We start from the raw sequence: 13,590 nt of genomic DNA, 5'->3' as shown, positions 1-13,590 counted from the left end.
GGCACATGGTGCTCGTCCGGGACGTCCGCGAAGCCGACCTCGCGGCCCTCGCCGCCATCTACGACGAGCAGGTCCTCCACGGGACCTCGACGTTCGCGACCGACCCGCCGGGGATCGAGCACTGGCGCCCGCGGCTCGCGCTCACCCGACCGGGCGACCACCTCCGGGTCGCGGAGCGCGACGGCGCGGTCGTCGGCTACGCCTTCTCAGGCGACTACCGCCCGCGCGGGGCCTACGGCGGCACCCGGGAGGCGTCGGTCTACGTCGGACGGGACGCCCGGGGCACCGGCGTCGGCCGGGCGCTGTACGCCGACCTGCTCCCCCGGCTGCGCGCCGACGGGATGCACCTGGTGGTCGCGGTGATCGCGGTGCCGAACCCGGGCAGCCGGGCCCTGCACGCGGCGCACGGCTTCGAGCACGTCGGGACGCTGCACGAGGTCGGCCGCAAGTTCGACCGGTGGATCGACACCGAGCTGTGGGAGCTGCGGCTCTAGCCGGGAGCGTCCGTGCGCAGCAGGTCGGCGCGGAAGGCGTCGCGGTCGGCGACGCTCAGCACCAGCTCGCGCACCGTCACCGGGAACCCGAGCGTGCGGCCGCGCGCGACCGGGTCGAGGGTCACGCTCACCAGCGGCGCACCGGCGGTGTTGACCAGCCAGCGGCCGCGCCAGCCGTGCGCGCCGATGCTGAGGCGGCGGCCGGGCTCGTCGACGACGTCGACGACCGAGCTGCGCGGCACCGTCGCCGAGAAGCCCCAGCCGAGGGTGACCACCAGCGCCTCGTCGGTGACCTCGACCCGCGGCCGGACGAGCAGCACGGCGAAGAGCACCCGCATGAACGGGTTGGGTCGCGGCATCGCGTGGGCGCTCATGCCAGCAGCAGCTTCTCCAGGCGGCGCCGCACGATCGCCAGCCCGACCAGGCCCATCACGGCCAGGTAGACGACGCTGACCAGCGCGGCCCAGGTCAGGGCGCCGGTCGTCAGCTCGCGGCAGAGCACGACCCCACGGTAGAGCGGCGTCACCTCGACCACCCACCGGATCGCGGTGGGGTACGCCTCGACCGGGAAGAAGGTCGCGGAGAAGAGGAACATCGGGATGGTCGCGAGCGTGATCCACTCGAAGTCCTGCCACGAGCGCATCCAGGTCGTCAGCGCCATGCAGATGCCACCGAACGCGAGCCCGATGAGCAGCGCGGCCGGGACGGCCAGCACCGCCCACCACGAGCTGACCAGGTCCATCGCGACCATCACGAGCAGGAACGCCGCGGAGTAGGTGCCGCCGCGCAGCAGCGACCAGCTCAGCTCGCCGCGGGCGATGTCCATCGTGGTCAGCGGCGTGGCCAGCATCTGGTCGAAGAGCTTATTGTACTTCAGCTTGAAGAAGAAGTTGAACGTCGAGTCGAGCAGGGAGCCGTTCATGGCCGAGGCCGCGAGCATCCCGGGCGCGACGAACTCGGCGTACGGGATGTCCTGGCCGTTGAACTCGAACCCGGTGACCAGCTGGCCGACGCCGACGCCGATCGAGAAGAGGTAGAAGACCGGCTCGAGGAAGCCGCTGAGGAAGATGTACCAGGCGCGGCGGTAGGCCAGGTAGTTGCGGTAGACGAGGAGCCCGGTGGCCTCGCTCGCCCCGAGCGGGCGGGCGGCGCTGCGCAGCGCGCTGGTCGCGGTGACCGACATCAGACGCTCAACCTTCGCCCGAGCCGGCGGACCGCCCAGAACCAGCCGACCACCGCGAGCGTCGTCAGGTAGACGACGTGCACGAGTGCGAGGCCGGGGTCGATGGTGTCGAGGGTGAGCATCCGGGTCAGGTCGACCCCGTGCCACAGCGGCGTGACCCGCGCGAGGGTCTCCATCCACGGGTCGAGGTTGGTGATCGGGAAGAACGCGCCGGAGAAGAGGAAGAGCGGGATCATCCCGAGCCGGAACACCAGCGCGAACGGCGCCTCCGACTTCAGGCCCGCCGAGAACGCGAAGAGCGGCGTCGCGAAGGCGAGACCGACCAGGAACTGCACGAGGAAGGCGAGCACGGCGCCCCACCAGGTCGCGTAGACGCCGAACGGCGCCATCACCAGCGTGAAGACCCCGCAGGTGAGCCCGACCCGGAAGAGCACGAACCCGAGCTGGCCGAGGATCACCTCGCGCACCGACAGCGGCGTCGACGTCATCCCGAAGTAGGTCTTCTGCCACTTGATCATGCCCATCACCGGATAGGTGGTCTCGCCGAACACCGTCTGCATCGACTGCGCCGCGAGCAGGCCGGGCGCGATGAACGCGAGGTACGTCGGCGCACCGTCCAGCTGGTCGGACCCGGCGGAGACGTAGTCGCCGAGCAGGACGCCCATCGCCAGGACGTAGAAGAGCGGGTTGACGAACGAGGTGATCGCCGAGCCCTTCCAGGTCCGGCGGTAGACGGTCGCCCAGTAGTCCGTCAGGCGCGCGGCCCCGGAGAAGACGTGGTCGGGTGCGGTGCTGTCGGTCATCAGTCCACCAGCGTCCGGCCGGTGAGGCGGAGGAACACGTCCTCCAGGGTCGAGCGGCGCACGAGCGTCGCCGCCGGCCGCAGGCCGCGCTCGTGGACCTTGGCGACGGTCTCGTCGCCGTCCTCGGTGTAGAGCAGCAGCCGGTCGGGCAGCACCTCGACCCGGTCGGCGAGGTCCTCGACCTTGCCGGCCAGCGCCTCGTGGCTGTCGCCCTCCCCCGCGACGCCGAAGCGCAGCTCGGCGACCTCGCGGGTGGAGTGCTCGGCGATCAGGTCCAGCGGGGACCCCTCGGCGACGATCAGGCCCTTGTCCATCACCACGAGCCGGTCGGTCAGCTGCTCGGCCTCGTCCATGTAGTGGGTGGTGAGCACGATCGTCACGCCGCGCTGCTTGAGCCGGAAGAGCCGGTCCCACACCACGTGGCGCGCCTGCGGGTCGAGCCCGGTGGTCGGCTCGTCGAGCAGCAGCACGTCGGGCCGGCTGATCAGGCTGCGCGCGATGGTCAGCCGGCGCTTCATGCCGCCGGAGAGGTCCTCGACCATGGCGCCGGCCCGCTCGGTGAGCTGCACGAACTCGAGCAGCTCGTCGACGCGCTCGCGGACCTCCTTGCGCGGCAGGCCGAAGTAGCGGCCGTAGACGAAGAGGTTCTCCCGCACGGTGATCTCGGTGTCGAGGGTGTCCTCCTGCGGGCACACGCCGATCCGCGCGCGGATCTTCGGCCCGTCGGTCGCGGGGTCCATGCCGAGGATGCGCAGCGTCCCGCCGGAGACCGGCGACACGGCGGCGACCATCCGCATGGTGCTCGACTTGCCGGCGCCGTTCGGGCCGAGGAAGCCGAAGGACTCGCCGCGGCGGACGTCCACGTCGATGCCGCGGACCGCCTCGAAGCTGCCGAACGACTTGCGCAGCCCGGAGGCGTAGATCATGGAGTCTGGGTCGGCTGCGTGGTCCACGTCCCCGACCCTACGGTCCGGCGCCGACAGCGCGCGCCCCGATAACCTCCCGGCGTGGAACGACGTCATGCCCGCAGCGGCTCGCCGTACGAGGACACCATCGGCTTCTCCCGCGCGGTCCGCGTCGGAGACGTCGTCGCGGTCAGCGGCACCGCCCCGGTCTGGCCCGACGGCGAGGTGGACCCCGACCCCGCGGGCCAGGCGCGCCGCTGCTGGGAGATCGCGCTGGGTGCGCTGGCGGAGCTCGGCGGTACGCCGGCCGACGTGGTCCGGACCCGGCAGCTGCTCGTCGACGCGGCCGATGCCGACGCGGTGGGCGCGGTGCACGGCGAGGTGTTCGGCGACGTCCGACCGGCCAGCACGATGGTGGTCGTCGCCGCGCTGCTGGACCCGCGCTGGCGGGTCGAGGTGGAGCTCGACGCCGTCATCGGATGACCCCGCCACCCCGGGAGGTGGCCCCGGAGTAGGTTGGCGACGGAGGTGGATCGTGACGACGAAGAGTGACTTCGACGAGCAGGAGTGGGCCCGCATCACGCGCGCGCCCTTCGTGGCGGGGATGGCGATCTCGCTGGCGGACCCGGGCGGGCCGATCGAGGCCGGCAAGGAGACGATGGCGACGATGAAGTCGGCCACGAACCCGCCGACCCGGGAGCAGCTCCTCACGGAGGTGGCCCTCGACGTGCAGGCGCGGATCCAGGCGCACGACAACCCGCTGAAGGGCTTCAAGCCCGAGTCGGGCCGGCCGCCGGGCGACCAGGTGCTCGACGAGCTGCGCGAGGTGCAGGCGATCGTGCGGGAGAAGGCGACGCCCGAGGAGGCCACCGCGTTCGGGGCGTGGCTGGTCGCCTCGGCGCAGGCCGCGGCCGAGGCCGCCAAGGAGGGCGGCTTCATGGGCTTCGGCGCCGAGCTGGTCAGCCAGCGCGAGAAGGACATGATCGAGCGGGTCACCGCCGCGGTCGCGGGGTAGCGCTCCCTCAGTCCCTCCCTCTCACGCCGCCTCGGGGAGCCGCCGCGTCCCGGTGTGGTCGACGACGTGGAAGCCGCCGTGGGGGTCGCGCCACACGTAGATGCCCGGGAAGGGTTGGCGTACCTCGAAGTGGCCGTGGGTCTTGATCCGGTGGTGCCGGGTGACCATGGGGCCGTAGTTGCCGATGCCCGACTCCCCGCCCTCGTCGTAGGGCACGGTGTGGTCGACCTGCATCCGTCGTGAGGTGCAGGAGGCGTAGGGGAAGGTGTCGGCCGGCGTCATCAGGTGCACGGCCTGGCGATGTCGGTCGGGGATCTCGTAGGCGTCGACCGGCGCCTGGCCGGCCAGGTCGAAGACCGGCTGGATCGTGAACCGGACGCGGGGTCCGAGCACGTCGCGCACCCACGACTCCGTCACGGGCCCGTGCCCTTCGACGCGCATGACCGGCTCGCGGTCGCTGCCGACATAGGCGTGCACGATCAGCTGCACCGCGGGCAACACGTCGGCGAGGTCGGCGCCGTCATCGTCACCGGTGATCAACAGCGTGACCGCGCGCACCCGACGCTGGTCGTCGGTCTGCAGGTCGGGGTCGTCGGGGAACCGCTGGGCGATCCGGACCGCCCTGGCCGTGACCGCGGCGTCGATCGCCTCGATGGTCGCCGCGTCGGCGCGGATGAGGAACGACGCCATCCCGGCCGCCTGCTCGCCCGGGACGCGCCGCAGCTTCCTGGCGAAGGTCGCTCGGGCGGCGCGCTCCTCCTTCTGCCGCGCCAGCCCCGGCGCGGCCTGGGCGACCTTGCCGGCGACCAGCGCCTCGAAGCGCGACCACGGGATCCGCCCGTCCGCGGACTCCGCGACCCCGGCATCGACGAACGCCGCCTCGTCCGGCTGCAGGTCGCGGGTCTTGGTCGTCACATAGCGGGCGTAGGACGCTCGCACCTCCCCCGCCTGCACCCGCGCCCACAGCTGCGGGTGCCGGTAGCACAGGTCGAGGGCGTCGGCGATCAGCTGGGCCGCCGCGTAGGGCGACCTGCCGATCCGCACCGCCAGCTCCGCCGCCGCGAACTCGGTCACCCTCGGCACCCCGTGCCCACCGAGCTGGCACGCCTTCTCCCTGCCCGGCCGCACGCTCCGGGCCGGGTCCAGCCGCTCGGGCGCGTGAAGCACCGCCCACTGGTAGGCCACCCGCAACAGGTCGACCTCCGCCCGCCACGCCGTCTGCGCACAATCCCCGGCGACGTCGAGGAGCTCATGCTCCGACATCTCCTCCAGCACCCCGAGATCAACCATGGACCCAGTCAACCCGCCCCCACCGACCTCCCGCCGGTCCGACGGCGGCGCCTGTGAAGTGGGGTGTTGCAACGGCCGACTGTGCGCGGAAATCGGCTCATCACCGCCCGGTGAGGGGTCGCCCACCCCGCCGCCAGTCGGTGAGGCTCGTAACGCACTCACATGCCGGTGGGCGGGTGTCCTGATGCCGACTGCCTCCCTGCCCACGCGTGCGGACCCCGGCCGTCTCCTGCGGTGCGGCCACACCCCGAGCGTAAGCGCGTGAGTTCGGCACCGCAGCGACCTCTGACGCCCCTAGGCTGCGCCCATGACTGCGACCCCCGAGTACTACCTGGCCCTGCTTGAGCAGGCGCCCTTGGACTGGGAGTCCGTGACGTACCTGATCGTCACCGGCACGACCCCCGAGCAGGTTGCCGCCACCGTCGGAGTCGACCTGGCCGACAGCGTCGAGGAGGGCTACATCGACGACGTCGACTACTCCGCGTACGCGTTGGCTGCTGTCGGTGGCGGCGCCGTGGTCGCGTTCGAGGGTACTGGGTACGCCGACTCGTCGAATACGGTCTTGGCCACGCTGTCCGAAGGTGGGCGGGTGGCGGCGGTGGTCCGGTCGAACATCCAGGGTCACAACAGGTTCGGGTACGCGATCGACGGCGAGCTGGTTTTCGACGACGACGAGTACACCTACATCGACGACCCTGACACATTCCCCACCGAGCTGCGGCACCTGTTCGACCTCGTCTACGACGACCTCGACGGCGACGAGTTCGACGGCGAACACGACCCGATCGCGGTCGGCCTCGCGATGGCCGAGATAGTCACTGGTATCGCGTTGACGGTCGAGGACCTAATGCGGGCCGCCGAGGGCGGTTGGTTCCGGACGAGTGCGCTGACCTACGGTCGCGACGAGTGAGGACCTTCACCAAGTAGGATCCGGATCTGGACCGAGTCTGGCCAGACATCGATCCTGCGTGAAGTCTCTTAGTAGCCGCTGTCGGATCCGAGCATCCGCTCATCAGCGCGTGCTCGTGCCGATGAGGGTGCAGGACAGACAGACGACTAGTGATCAGTCGCCTAGCATGATGCGCTTGCTGCGCGCGCCGCTATTCGGCTCATCCAGCAGCTCGGGTCGATCACGCAGAACCGCTCGCAGGGCCTGCAGCGCCACCTGGAGGGCCCGTTTTGCCTTTTCGGTGTCCCCTGGGGTGAGGACCCGAAGCGTAGTGGACGCGAGCTCCGGACTCGGGCGTGTGCCACCCGGCCCGATCACGCCGCGGCCCGACCGCCTCGCGATCGCTCGGCCTCACTGGTAGGACCCCCTGCGGTGAGCAGCTGTTGCTGCTTGACCTTCCACATCGGGGCCACGGGTGCGAAGAAGGTCCCAGCCAGCGCCAGGGCTGTGGGACGATGCCGAGCGTGAAGGCCGTCGCTGCAGTGCTGGTGCATGCAGCACGATGGGCGGAGCGGGTACGGCCGCCCGGCTGGGTGGCGCTCCTGGTGTTGTGGGTCGCGTCGGTGCTGCTGCAGCACTTCCTCGTGACGAACTCGTTGACCGTCAGCGTCATCGTGGGTGCCTTCGTGCTGGGCCTGTACTTGTTCCCGTGGCTGGTGAAGCTGGCCGAGAACTTCGCGGCCGGGTATCGCGGCGACCAGCCGACGACAACGTCACCGGCTGCCGGACCAGGCGGGGTGTAGAATCATGGCGGGCGTCTCAACAGACCGCACCCCGATCGTGGGGCTCTACCTGGGTATTGCCGGCGTCGCGGTCGCCCTGGTTCTGCACGTCAGCCAGCTGGGCGAACCGCCGACCGAGTTCGGCCATCCGGGAGGGTTCATCGCCGCGAGCCTCGTGGTTCTGGCCTTCGCTGGCGCCATCGTGGCGCTGGCTGCACGCGCGCTTCGCGACAGGCGGCCCGCACTGGCCACCGCCGGTGGCGTCATCGCAGTGGTTCTCGGCTCCGTCGCGGTGGCACTGGTCGTGGTGTTCCTCCTGGTCACAAGGTTCTGACAGGTCCACGGCACGGCCGAACGTCACGGTCGTGACTGCGGGCCGCCTGTACCGGTGAGGGCCGCGGTCACCGCCCGGGAAGCGGCTCCACAGTCCAGTGACGGCCGCCGTCGCTGCTCACCACTCCTCGAGCCCGGTTCCAGTGCCGGCCGGGTGCGTCCAGGGCGTGCAGCTGCCGTCCGTCCGCATCGAGAACGATCGGGGTCGCCGAGCGCACCAGCGAGGCACGGTCCGCGCCGGGACGAACCCGGATGGTGGGGCCGCCTCCGGTGGTGGCGTACACGGTCCCGTCGCGGGTCACGGCCAGGCTCAGCGTCTCGACCAGGCCGTTCGGGACGGTGACGGGCCGCCAGGTGTTCCCGCCGTCGTCCGAGACAGCCAGGCCAGCCAGCGGCGTCGCATCAACCTCGCCGTCGGGAACGCGCGCCAGTGCGAACGCGACGTGGTCGCCGTGCCCAGCGACCGGAGATGCGTACTCAGAACCCGGCCAACCACCACAGGTGGTCACCCAGCCCGCCATGCGGCACCAGCGACGGACGGTGTCGCTGTTGCCGCCCACCACGACAAGAGCACCGGTCGGCGTGACGTACGCCGACTGGATCAACCGCATCGGAAGTCGCGGCACCGCGAGCAGCCGCCCATCGCGGTACACCGACACCCGGCCACCTCCGCCAACGAACGGCACGTCACCGGCCGCCGGCGTGACCGTCCGGGTCGACCTGGGAACCGGATGCAGCCGCGCATGGGTGTCGAGACGTTCAACGCGACGGTGGCGTAGTCGTCCCACCTCGACGAGCCACCCGCGGCGCAGCTGCGCACCCAGGTGCACGCCGGCACCCGGTGGTGCCCACCTGACCCAGTTCGTGCCGTCACGGTCACGAACGGCCAGTGCCAGGCGAGGGCGCTCCGGCCACCCGCGCTGCCACAACGCGACCCGTGCGCCGGTCTTGTCGATGCCCCACACGATGACGTGAGCCCGCGGGGAGTCGATGACGTCCTGCGGCCGGTGCACCTTCGCCGTCGCACCGTCGTCGGCGGCTGCCACCGACGGCCCAGTCGACCTGGCCGGCGCAGAGGGCGGGGTCGGAGCGCTGCCGCCTGCGCACCCGGAGGCCAGGACGACCGATGCCACGGATGCGACGACGACCCACCGCAGCTTCTCCACGACCTTTGGGACGCACGGCCCAGGGGCCTTGTTGCCCCACGTGGGGTGGGTAACAGGCACCAGGGGCCCCGTGGGGCTGCTGCCCGGTCACCCGGCACGTGCTGGAGCGGGCTAGTCCATGCCCGACGAGTTGACGTCGAGCGGATCAGGGCCCGGGTGCAGGACCGCCCCGTCTACGTCCCGATCGACATCGACGTACTCGACCCGGCGTTCGCCCCCGGCACCGGCACCCCCGAGGCAGGCGGCCTACAGAGCCGAGAGCTGCTCGCCATCCTGCGAGGACTCGCCGGGACCGACATCGTGGGAGCCGACATCGTCGAGGTCTCACCGCCCTACGACCACGCAGAGATCACCGGGATCGCAGCGAGCCACGCCACCTACGAGCTCATCTCCGTCATGGCGACCAGTTCACGCACCTGACCGACACGCCGAAGCGCTCGACGCGGCCCGAACCGGTCCGGTCCCGGCCTCGTGGCGGCATCAGACCCGGAGCCGAGGACCGCTAGGTCCCGGTCGGCCGTGCGGCAGCGGGAAGCGTTGCCGATCGCTCCAGCAGGTGCGTCCTACCGCCGCGAAAACCACGGCGACTGCCCAGCAACCAGGGACAGCGGTACCACAGTGGTACCTTGACTGGGTGGCCATGAATCTTCGACTCACCGACGCCGAGAGCGACGCGTTGCGCGCGAGAGCGGAGCAGGAGGGTCGCTCGATGCAGGAGGTCGCTCGAACGGCGATCGCGCAGTACGTGTCCGACCGACCTGCCCGACTGGCCGCAGCGATCGGTCGAGTGCGTACCGAGGACGCCGAGCTCCTCGACCGCCTGAGCAGGTGACCGCCGCGCGGATCGACTACCTCACGGTCGAGGACCTGCTCGAGATCGCCGCCGGTGTCATGGACCGCGTCGCGGTCCGCGATCTGGGCCTCCTCGCCGCCGCGGCCGCACGGCCGATGATGTCGGTCTTCGGAGACGACGCCTACCCGAGCTTCGCGGAGAAGGCAGCCGCGCTGCTCCACTCCCTGGTCCGCAACCACTCCCTCGTGGACGGCAACAAGCGGCTGGCCTGGTCCGCCACCCGCGTCTTCTTCTTGATCAACGGTCGGGACCTGGCCTACACCGTCGACGCGGCTGAGACGCTGATGCTCGCTGCCGCCGCCGGCGAGATCGACGTCTCAGAGATCGCTGCCTGGCTGAACGCCCACGCCGGGCCTGCGTCATAGCCGCCTGTCCTCGCAAGCACAGGTGTGAGCCGCGCTCTTACTGGGTGTGTCCCATCTGACCCCGGAAGCTGGAAGCGACTCCTCGCCGGACGCATCCGATCAGCGGACATGTCCGGGTGCGCCGGTACGGTCTGGCCCATGTCGCTGCCGTTGGCCGGGAGAACCGCAGTCATCACAGGACCTCAACGATGCAGCGACCGCCGAAGCACTCATTCCTCGAGTGAGTGACGTGGTGGGGCACCTGGACATCCTGGTCTGCAACCACGCTCACGGCGGGGACGCTGTCGGCCTCGCTGATCTGACGGCTGCCTCCTTGGACCGCCACTGGGCTGTGAACACACGGGCAACCCTGCTTCTCACCAAAGCCTTCGCCGCCCAGCACGACGGACGCAAGGGCGGCCGGGTGATCTGGATGACCTCCGGCCAGACGCTTGGACCTATGACCGACAACCTTGCCTACGCCGTCTCCAAGGCCGCCCTGGCCGGAGCCACCTGGTCGGTCGCCGACCGCCTTCTCGATCAGGGCGTCTTGCTGAACACGATCAACCCCGGGTCGGTCAACACCGGCTACCTCGATGAGGCGCCGGCGCCCGTCCTCGAACGGTTCCCGCAACAGCGGATCGGCGAACCCGACGATCCGGCACGCTTGATCGCCTGGCTCGTCAGCGACGACGGCGAATGGATGGCCGGTCAGGTGCTCAACTCCGAGGGCGGCTTCCGACGCTGATCCGACTCCGGAACTGCCCGGTGAGGCGAGCCAGGGCACCTCATGCGGCGGCTGGGAGCGCCTGCTGCCGAGAGGTTGTCTTCACCAGGTGGCGCGGTGTGGTCGCGACACAGGCGCCCCCTGGAGCCGGCCGATCGGTGGTCAGGACCAGTCCCGAGGTCGGTGGCCGGGCCGCTGGTTTCGCGGGCGGACCCTCCCGCTCAGCGGTACCTTGCGGCCACCCCCGGACCCAGGAGCAGGCATTGCACGTCCGCCGTCCCCTCGTTGCAGCCGCAGCGCTGAGCATCGCCCTCGTCACGGGCGCGTGCGACAGCCAGACCGACGCACCGGGTGCCGCCCCGACGACGTCGGTCACATCCACGAGCCCGACCGCCGGAACATCCCCGACGGCGACCTCAGACAGCTCGACGTGCGACTACGTGTACGAGTGGCTGACGACGTTCCGGTTCCCGCTCCAGCCCGACCCGCACGCGGCCTACTCCTACGTCCTGCCGCTGGTCACCGACCGGGCGATCGGGTTCGAGGTCACCGGTGACCTGCCCTACGCGGCCTGGACGGAGTGGATGGTCTACACCGGCCTGGGCGACGCCGCGAAGCCCTTCGCGTCCATCGAGGGCAACGCGATCACCCCCGAGCAGGGCAGCGTCAACACCTTCACCGCCGGGACCAAGGTGCTGGCGCCCGACCGGGCGTTCCGGCTCCTGGTCGTGCCGAATGGCACCGACACCTCGAGTCTCCCGGGCGACCTCGCCGACGTCCCGGCCGACAACATCATGCCCAGCCCCACTGACGGCAACGGCAAGACCTTCGTCATCGCCAACCGCGTCTACAACGCCTTCCCCGGCTACAACCTGGGCGGGGCCGCTGGACCGACCGATACGGCCTTCCCCGTGGTCCGCGCCGTCGACCTGACCACCGGCGAGGGCGTCGACTGCTCCCGGCTGACGGTCGCGCCGCCCGGCGTCTCCGCGCCGCCCAGCGAGATGCCGACCCCGCAGGCCAAGCCAGGCCGCGTGCTCACCCTCGCCGACGGATCCCGCTTCGGTCCGGGACCGGGGAGCACCGGATCGAAAGGGACCGGCATGGAGTACGCCCCGCCGTACGACCCCGACCGCATCGAGTTCACCCGACCGCCGCTCCTGCCGGGCGCCGACGTGTCCTCCGTTCCGCCGCCTGACAGCTGCGCCGGCTACCTCGGCGCAGCCATCAGTCCCGACCGCATCGGTCTGATCCGTATCCCGAAGGTCCCGCACTGGTTCGACACGAAGAACCTCGGACCAGACAGCACGTTCGTCCAGGAGCAGGCGACCTACGTCTCGCTGACGCAGTACGGCGCCTCGGTCTCGACCTACGCCCCCGGACGGCCGGCCACGGCCAGCATCGCCAACGACGAGTTCCAGGTCGACGCCGACGGCGGCTCGACGATCGTCATCTGGCCCCGCTCGCTCACGGCCCAGCAGCGTCAGCAGGTCTTCGACCTGGCCCGCCAGCAGGGCTGGGTGCTCATGCAGGGCGGCGAGGCAGGGCCGGAGGCGACGGCGAACCTGTTCCTGCGGATGAAGGGGACCTCCCCGTCGTACCAGGGCGGGTTCACGCCCACGCCCGACCGTGCCGGTGTCCCGTGCTACTTCGACGACCACCAGAAGGACACGACCTGGTCCACCGTCACCGGCCAGAAGTACGTCGCGACCGCCGCGAGCATCGGCGGCGCCGCTCCCCAAGGGGTCAACTGCAGCAACGTCCAGGCGTTCCTCGGCGGTGCCTGCCTCTCCGACCTGAAGCAGTACATCGCCTCGACCGGTGGCAGCTACTCCTGAGCCGTCACCGGCCGGCCCCGGCTGCGAAGGCGGCGATGACTCCGGCCAGTTCGGGAGCGAAGTCCTCCTGCGGGAAGTGCTTGCCTGGCACGGTCTGCACCACCGCGACCCCGGTCGCCTCGCGGGCACGCCAGCCGAAGCGGTTCATGCGCAGCGCGGGGTCTCGCGCCCCCCAGATCACCTGCACCGGGTACGGCGTACGCCGCGAGTCGATGACCGCGGCGTAGTCGGCCTCCCCGCGACGCAGGTTCTGCATGATCCGCAGGTACGCGGCCCCCGCGTCCTCGCGGAGCACGAGGTCCCGGTAGGCGTCGACCTCGGCATCGCTCATCGCCGACGGGTCACCAAGGGCGATGGCGCGGAAAGCGCGGCGGAACGGTGCGGGTGGTGGCAGCGCCGGCCAGCCTCGTCGCGAGGCGTAGCGCGCGTAGACCTCCATCGGGAACGACACTGTCCATCGCGACGACCGTGTTGAGCAGCGTCAGCGAGCGGACCCGGTCGGCCTGCCCCGTCACCATCTCGAAGCCCACCGGCCCGCCCGCGTCGTGGACGACGAGGTGGAAGCGGTCCAGCCCGAGCTGATCGAGCGCCGCGGCCGCCCATCGGCCGAGCCCGGCGAAGGTGTAGTCGAAGTCCCCGGGCCGCTCGGCCAGCCCGAGGCCCGGCAGGTCGAAGGCCACACCACGCAGACCGTGCGCGGCCAGATGGTCGATCACCTTGCGGTAGAGGAAGGACGACGACGGCAACCCGTGCATCAGGACGACGGGATCGCCCGCGCCGCCTTCGCGCACGAAGCTCCCGACGCCCGCGGCACGGAACGGTCGGCCCCGGCGCACCTCCTCGGCCACGTCGTCCACCACCGCATCGTGACAGCGACACCGACGCCAGGCCTAGGGGCGTCGAACGAGAACAAGCCGACGAACCCCGGCCAGGCGATGTTCCGGCCTCCTGCACGGCGGCGGGCCGGC

The 13,590-nt window shown here is 70.9% G+C and carries 19 protein-coding genes; 11 read left to right on the top strand and 8 right to left on the bottom strand.

All coding sequences use genetic code 11. From position 1 onward, the window contains the following. Positions 1-5 precede the first annotated feature (5 nt). Positions 6-494, top strand: a complete 489-nt coding sequence (locus ACILRH_RS05415; protein WP_395691395.1) for a GNAT family N-acetyltransferase — start codon at positions 6-8, stop codon at positions 492-494. Here the strand turns inward: ACILRH_RS05415 and ACILRH_RS05410 are convergent. Genes ACILRH_RS05410 through ACILRH_RS05395 form a run of 4 tightly spaced genes read right to left on the bottom strand, consistent with a single transcriptional unit; the run spans position 491 to position 3,406 of the window. Beyond that, the gene (locus tag ACILRH_RS05410) at positions 491-868 is read right to left on the bottom strand and encodes a hypothetical protein (RefSeq protein ID WP_395691393.1); all 378 of its coding nucleotides are present in this window, start codon (positions 866-868) and stop codon (positions 491-493) included. The two genes, ACILRH_RS05415 and ACILRH_RS05410, sit on opposite strands and share 4 nt — an antisense overlap. Further along, positions 865-1,677: an ABC transporter permease gene (locus ACILRH_RS05405; RefSeq protein WP_395691391.1), complete on the bottom strand. Its 813-nt coding sequence runs from the start codon at positions 1,675-1,677 to the stop codon at positions 865-867. Before ACILRH_RS05405 ends, ACILRH_RS05410 begins: the two co-directional genes overlap by 4 nt. Further along, on the bottom strand, positions 1,677-2,480 hold the full coding sequence (locus ACILRH_RS05400; protein WP_395691389.1) for an ABC transporter permease: 804 nt from the start codon (positions 2,478-2,480) through the stop codon (positions 1,677-1,679). The genes ACILRH_RS05405 and ACILRH_RS05400 overlap by 1 nt, the downstream gene beginning before the upstream one ends. After that, positions 2,480-3,406: an ABC transporter ATP-binding protein gene (locus ACILRH_RS05395; RefSeq protein WP_395692073.1), complete on the bottom strand. Its 927-nt coding sequence runs from the start codon at positions 3,404-3,406 to the stop codon at positions 2,480-2,482. Before ACILRH_RS05395 ends, ACILRH_RS05400 begins: the two co-directional genes overlap by 1 nt. Before the next feature lie 81 nt (positions 3,407-3,487). On the opposite strand from ACILRH_RS05395, the gene ACILRH_RS05390 reads away from it, so the two are divergent. Continuing rightward, a complete protein-coding gene (locus tag ACILRH_RS05390; RefSeq protein ID WP_395691388.1) occupies positions 3,488-3,868 on the top strand; it encodes a RidA family protein in 381 nt (126 codons plus the stop codon). A gap of 52 nt (positions 3,869-3,920) precedes the next feature. Next, positions 3,921-4,400 carry a hypothetical protein gene (locus ACILRH_RS05385; RefSeq protein ID WP_395691386.1) on the top strand — a complete coding sequence of 160 codons (480 nt, stop codon included), beginning with the start codon at positions 3,921-3,923 and terminating at the stop codon, positions 4,398-4,400. Between the two features lie 21 nt (positions 4,401-4,421). Here the strand turns inward: ACILRH_RS05385 and ACILRH_RS05380 are convergent, their stop codons facing one another. Next, positions 4,422-5,690 (bottom strand): hypothetical protein, encoded by a 1,269-nt coding sequence (locus ACILRH_RS05380; protein ID WP_395691385.1) that lies wholly within the window; start codon positions 5,688-5,690, stop codon positions 4,422-4,424. Between the two features lie 307 nt (positions 5,691-5,997). On the opposite strand from ACILRH_RS05380, the gene ACILRH_RS05375 reads away from it, so the two are divergent. From ACILRH_RS05375 to ACILRH_RS05365, 3 genes are all read left to right on the top strand, one after another. Further along, positions 5,998-6,600, top strand: coding sequence for a DUF6461 domain-containing protein (locus ACILRH_RS05375; RefSeq protein ID WP_395691383.1), 603 nt, complete (start codon positions 5,998-6,000; stop codon positions 6,598-6,600). 503 nt (positions 6,601-7,103) lie between these two features. Next, complete coding sequence (locus ACILRH_RS05370) at positions 7,104-7,382, top strand: hypothetical protein (RefSeq protein ID WP_395691382.1); 279 nt, start codon at positions 7,104-7,106, stop codon at positions 7,380-7,382. 4 nt (positions 7,383-7,386) lie between these two features. After that, complete coding sequence (locus ACILRH_RS05365) at positions 7,387-7,695, top strand: hypothetical protein (protein ID WP_395691381.1); 309 nt, start codon at positions 7,387-7,389, stop codon at positions 7,693-7,695. A 67-nt stretch (positions 7,696-7,762) separates the two neighbouring features. Here the strand turns inward: ACILRH_RS05365 and ACILRH_RS05360 are convergent, their stop codons facing one another. Next, complete coding sequence (locus ACILRH_RS05360) at positions 7,763-8,524, bottom strand: WD40/YVTN/BNR-like repeat-containing protein (RefSeq protein WP_395691380.1); 762 nt, start codon at positions 8,522-8,524, stop codon at positions 7,763-7,765. Between ACILRH_RS05360 and ACILRH_RS05355 the strand changes: the two genes are divergently transcribed. The 5 genes from ACILRH_RS05355 to ACILRH_RS05335 all read left to right on the top strand — a co-directional run bounded on the left by ACILRH_RS05355 (position 8,519) and on the right by ACILRH_RS05335 (position 12,622). After that, a complete protein-coding gene (locus ACILRH_RS05355) occupies positions 8,519-9,280 on the top strand; it encodes an arginase family protein (protein WP_395691378.1) in 762 nt (253 codons plus the stop codon). The two genes, ACILRH_RS05360 and ACILRH_RS05355, sit on opposite strands and share 6 nt — an antisense overlap. A gap of 220 nt (positions 9,281-9,500) precedes the next feature. After that, the gene (locus ACILRH_RS05350; RefSeq protein WP_395691376.1) at positions 9,501-9,692 is read left to right on the top strand and encodes a DNA-binding protein; all 192 of its coding nucleotides are present in this window, start codon (positions 9,501-9,503) and stop codon (positions 9,690-9,692) included. After that, the gene (locus ACILRH_RS05345; protein WP_395691375.1) at positions 9,689-10,078 is read left to right on the top strand and encodes a type II toxin-antitoxin system death-on-curing family toxin; all 390 of its coding nucleotides are present in this window, start codon (positions 9,689-9,691) and stop codon (positions 10,076-10,078) included. Before ACILRH_RS05350 ends, ACILRH_RS05345 begins: the two co-directional genes overlap by 4 nt. A 46-nt stretch (positions 10,079-10,124) precedes the next feature. Next, positions 10,125-10,805 carry an SDR family oxidoreductase gene (locus ACILRH_RS05340; protein WP_395691373.1) on the top strand — a complete coding sequence of 227 codons (681 nt, stop codon included), beginning with the start codon at positions 10,125-10,127 and terminating at the stop codon, positions 10,803-10,805. 419 nt (positions 10,806-11,224) lie between these two features. Further along, positions 11,225-12,622, top strand: a complete 1,398-nt coding sequence (locus ACILRH_RS05335; protein ID WP_395691371.1) for a hypothetical protein — start codon at positions 11,225-11,227, stop codon at positions 12,620-12,622. Between the two features lie 4 nt (positions 12,623-12,626). Here the strand turns inward: ACILRH_RS05335 and ACILRH_RS05330 are convergent, their stop codons facing one another. Both ACILRH_RS05330 and ACILRH_RS05325 read right to left on the bottom strand, forming a co-directional pair. Next, entirely contained in the window at positions 12,627-12,953 is a 327-nt protein-coding gene (locus ACILRH_RS05330) for an alpha/beta fold hydrolase (protein ID WP_395691370.1), read from the bottom strand. A 10-nt stretch (positions 12,954-12,963) separates the two neighbouring features. Next, on the bottom strand, positions 12,964-13,479 hold the full coding sequence (locus ACILRH_RS05325) for an alpha/beta fold hydrolase (protein ID WP_395691368.1): 516 nt from the start codon (positions 13,477-13,479) through the stop codon (positions 12,964-12,966). Between the last annotated feature and the right edge of the window lie 111 nt (positions 13,480-13,590).

The sequence above is a fragment of the Nocardioides sp. genome (assembly GCF_044226765.1).
GTDB lineage: Bacteria > Actinomycetota > Actinomycetes > Propionibacteriales > Nocardioidaceae > Nocardioides.
Note: the sequence above shows the minus strand (reverse complement) of the source record. Positions and strands in the feature narration are given on the sequence as shown.

Excerpts from the sequence above, each read along its gene's own strand:
- ACILRH_RS05415 (WP_395691395.1), top strand. The coding sequence starts at position 6 with ATGGTGCTCGTCCGGGACGTCCGCGAAGCCGACCTCGCGGCCCTCGCC.
- ACILRH_RS05410 (WP_395691393.1), bottom strand. The coding sequence starts at position 868 with ATGAGCGCCCACGCGATGCCGCGACCCAACCCGTTCATGCGGGTGCTC.
- ACILRH_RS05405 (WP_395691391.1), bottom strand. The coding sequence starts at position 1,677 with ATGTCGGTCACCGCGACCAGCGCGCTGCGCAGCGCCGCCCGCCCGCTC.
- ACILRH_RS05400 (WP_395691389.1), bottom strand. The coding sequence starts at position 2,480 with ATGACCGACAGCACCGCACCCGACCACGTCTTCTCCGGGGCCGCGCGC.
- ACILRH_RS05395 (WP_395692073.1), bottom strand. The coding sequence starts at position 3,406 with ATGATCTACGCCTCCGGGCTGCGCAAGTCGTTCGGCAGCTTCGAGGCG.
- ACILRH_RS05380 (WP_395691385.1), bottom strand. The coding sequence starts at position 5,690 with ATGGTTGATCTCGGGGTGCTGGAGGAGATGTCGGAGCATGAGCTCCTC.
- ACILRH_RS05375 (WP_395691383.1), top strand. The coding sequence starts at position 5,998 with ATGACTGCGACCCCCGAGTACTACCTGGCCCTGCTTGAGCAGGCGCCC.
- ACILRH_RS05365 (WP_395691381.1), top strand. The coding sequence starts at position 7,387 with ATGGCGGGCGTCTCAACAGACCGCACCCCGATCGTGGGGCTCTACCTG.
- ACILRH_RS05350 (WP_395691376.1), top strand. The coding sequence starts at position 9,501 with ATGAATCTTCGACTCACCGACGCCGAGAGCGACGCGTTGCGCGCGAGA.
- ACILRH_RS05330 (WP_395691370.1), bottom strand. The coding sequence starts at position 12,953 with ATGAGCGATGCCGAGGTCGACGCCTACCGGGACCTCGTGCTCCGCGAG.